Origin of the sequence: Clostridium sp. (assembly GCF_030532265.1) — a bacterium.
GTDB lineage: Bacteria > Bacillota > Clostridia > Clostridiales > Clostridiaceae > Clostridium.
This window is the reverse complement of the sequence record NZ_JAUNLM010000110.1, coordinates 1-3,525: the sequence shown is the minus strand read 5'-3', so window position 1 is coordinate 3,525 and position 3,525 is coordinate 1. Positions and strand designations below refer to the sequence as shown.

The 3,525-nt window shown below is 24.8% G+C and carries 2 protein-coding genes; one reads left to right on the top strand and one right to left on the bottom strand.

What is annotated here, in order from left to right; genetic code table 11:
• The first annotated feature begins 298 nt into the window (after window positions 1-298).
• Complete coding sequence (gene rbr / locus Q4E08_RS11895) at window positions 299-2,503, top strand: rubrerythrin (RefSeq protein ID WP_303131202.1); 2,205 nt, start codon at window positions 299-301, stop codon at window positions 2,501-2,503.
• A gap of 96 nt (window positions 2,504-2,599) precedes the next feature.
• Here the strand turns inward: rbr and Q4E08_RS11890 are convergent, their stop codons facing one another.
• Window positions 2,600-3,142: a hypothetical protein gene (locus Q4E08_RS11890; RefSeq protein WP_303131200.1), complete on the bottom strand. Its 543-nt coding sequence runs from the start codon at window positions 3,140-3,142 to the stop codon at window positions 2,600-2,602.
• Window positions 3,143-3,525: the final 383 nt, after the last annotated feature.

The following is a 3,525-nucleotide window of genomic DNA, read 5'->3' as shown; positions in this document are numbered from 1 at the left end:
AGTAGATACTTTTTTTATTAAATTTAGTTTTTTAAGATAAATTAATCTAAAAAAACATTAATAACATAAAACACACATATTAAATAATTAATTAAAAGATTTATATAAAACCATTAATTATACAAAATAAAAATTAAATATTTTATCTCTACAAAATTCATATTATATTTTCTAAAGTTTCACATTATTCTTGAAAACTTTTACAAAAATTATATTATTTTATATTATAATTTATTAAGGTAGTGGATTTAAATTGTTATTTGTTAGAAACATTATAGTATAAGAAAGGAGTAAATAAATGAGCAAACATTTATCTACAAATATCCGTGTAGCTATTGAACCAGATAATCCTTCAATTTGTAGACATGAAGAAAAATGTATAAAGTGTGGTATGTGCAAAAATGTTTGTACTGATTATATAGGTGTAAATGGACATTATGATTTAAAAAATACTAATGATATTGCTGTATGTATTAATTGTGGTCAATGTGCTAATGTATGTCCAACTTGTAGTATTACTGAAGTATATGATTATAAAAAGGTTGAATCAATAATAAAAAGCAATGAAAAAATAGTTATATTTTCTACATCACCAGGAGTTAGAGTATCATTAGGTGAAGAGTTTAATATGCCAGATGGTAGTTTTGTAGAAGGGAAAATGATAGCTTTACTTAGAGAGTTAGGTGCTAATTATGTTCTTGATACAAATTTTGGGGCAGATTTAACAATAGTTGAGGAAGCAAGTGAATTGTTAGAACGTATAAAAACTAACAATAAACCACTTCCTCAATTTACAAGCTGTTGTCCTGCATGGGTAAAATATGCAGAAACATTTCATCCAGATATATTAGACCATATTTCAACTTCTAAAAGTCCAATTGGAATGCAAGGACCTACAATAAAAACATATTTTGCAAAGAAAATGGGAATTGATCCATCTAAAATTGTAAATGTAGCTTTAACACCTTGTACTGCAAAAAAGTTTGAAATTAAAAGAGATGAAATGAACGCATCAGGAAAATATTATAATATAGATAATATGCGTGATATGGATTATGTTATTACAACAAGAGAATTAGCTATTTGGGCAAGGGAGAGAAATATTGAATTTAATAATTTAAAAGATAGTAGTTATGATAAGTTAATGGGTGAAGCTTCAGGAGCAGGAGTTATATTTGCAAATACAGGAGGAGTTATGGAAGCTGCTCTTAGAACTGCTTATTCATATATTACTAATAAAAAACCACCAAAGCAGTTTTATGATTTAGAGCCAGTAAGAGGATTAGAAGGAATTCGTGAGGCAACAGTAAAGATTGATAATATGGATATAAATGTTGCTGTTATTTATGGAACTAAAAATGCATCAGAATTTATTAATAGAATGAAAACTGGAGACAAGCAGTATCATTTTATTGAAGTTATGACTTGTCCAGGAGGTTGTATTGGTGGTGGTGGTCAACCAAAAGATATTAATTTTAAAGGAGATTATATTAGGGAAAAACGTATTGAAAGTCTTTATAAAAGAGATTCTAATATGAAAATTCGATTAAGTTATGAAAATGAAGAAATAAAAGCACTTTATAAAGAGTTTTATGGAAAACCTTTAAGTAAACTTGCAGAAAAGATGTTACATACAATATATTTTGATAGAAGCAAAGATTTGGGAGGTAAAAAAATGAGTGAATCAGTTAAGTATCGTTGTTCAGTATGTGGATATATACATGAAGGAGAATTACCAGAAGGCTTTACATGTCCAATTTGTAAAAATCCTGCTTCAGTATTTGTAAAGGTAGAAGATAATAAATCTTCAAATAGTAATGAAGAAAAATCAGAAAATGAATCAGTAAAGTATCGTTGTTCAGTATGTGGATATGTACACGAAGGAGAATTACCAGAAGGCTTTGTATGTCCAGTTTGCAAAAGCCCTGCTTCAGTATTTGTTAAAGTAGAGACACAAAGTGAGTCAACTAATAAATATAAAGGAACTAAGACAGAAAAAAATTTAATGGAAGCATTATCAGGTGAATCAATAGCTAGAAATAAATATACTTTTTTTGCTGATGTTGCAAAAAGTGAAGGCTATGAACAAATTTATGAATTATTTTTAAAAACAGCTGGCAATGAAAGAGAACATGCTAAATTATGGTTTAAAGAACTTGGAAATTTAAATGATACAATGAAAAATCTTCTTCACGCTGCTGAAGGTGAACATTACGAATGGTCAGATATGTATGCTAGATTTGCAAAGGATGCAAGTGAAGAAGGCTTCTTTGATTTGGCAGAAAAGTTTATAGAAGTATCAAAAATAGAAAAATCACATGAAGATAGATATCGTAAACTTTTAAATAATATAGAAAATAAAAATGTATTTAAAAAAGATGAAAAAACAATATGGGAATGTTTAAATTGTGGATTCCTTATAGAAAGTATAGAAGCTCCAGAAGTTTGTCCAGTATGTAATTATTCACAAGGTTTCTTTGAAGTTAGAGCAGAAAATTATTAGTATAAATTTAATTATATATAAATTAAATTTAAATAGTCATTAAATTAGTATTATCTTTTAAAAATATAGAAAATACTAATTTAATTCCTTTTTGTTTTAAATAAATATATAAATAACAATTAAAGCTATTATTAGTATAATGAAAATAAAGTAAAGTAAATAATTCGATATAGTATTTTTATTAGAAACATTATTCATTTCTTTATTATTTAAAATTTTAAGTTTGTGAATTTTTTTAAGTAAACTTAAGTAATTACCCGAACGCGGTTCATATTGAATTTTAGGATGTCCATAAATTTTAAGTTCTAGTAATGGTTCATTATAATCTTTTAAATATAAATTTAAATACTCAATCTCATCAAAAGATATTTCATTAAGAGAAATTTTATCATAATTTTCTTTTGTATTTATTAGATATAATTTTTTATTACTTAAAACAAATATAGTATTCCATATAGATTTGTCATTAAGTAAAGATTTGGAAGAATTTTTTTCTTCACTTTTAGCGCTATAATTTAGTGTTTCAAAATAGCCCTCAAATTTTTCTTCATTTCTCAAAATATTTTTTACTTCCAATAAATTTTTTTGAAGATTATACTCCTTTAATTCTAATAAGGTACCTTCTTTTAAACTAGTCATAAAAATATATCCCCTCTATTTGTGTAAAGTTAGTTATTGAGTTAAAAAATAAACAATATTAAGTAACATATTAATTATACGAAAATAAAAGGAAAAATGAAACAAATTTTACCATTAATAAAGAGGAAAATATTTAAATAAAAATTTAATTGAATTAAATAAAAAGTTACAAAAGTTGAATTTTTTTAAAATTATAATTGATAATTATTTACAACTATATACAAAATATATAAAATTTATATATAAAATAATATGATTTATATAAATTTTTATATAAGGGAGGAAGGGAGTATGTTTAGAAGAACTGTTGGAAATGTTATTACATTAGAAGTTGGAGAAGATTATAAAAGAGAAACTTTAATAAATAATATTAAGATGAATAA

Bases quoted from the DNA above. Each gene is read 5' to 3' on its own strand.
- Q4E08_RS11890 (WP_303131200.1), bottom strand. From the start codon at position 3,142: ATGACTAGTTTAAAAGAAGGTACCTTATTAGAATTAAAGGAGTATAAT.
- rbr (WP_303131202.1), top strand. From the start codon at position 299: ATGAGCAAACATTTATCTACAAATATCCGTGTAGCTATTGAACCAGAT.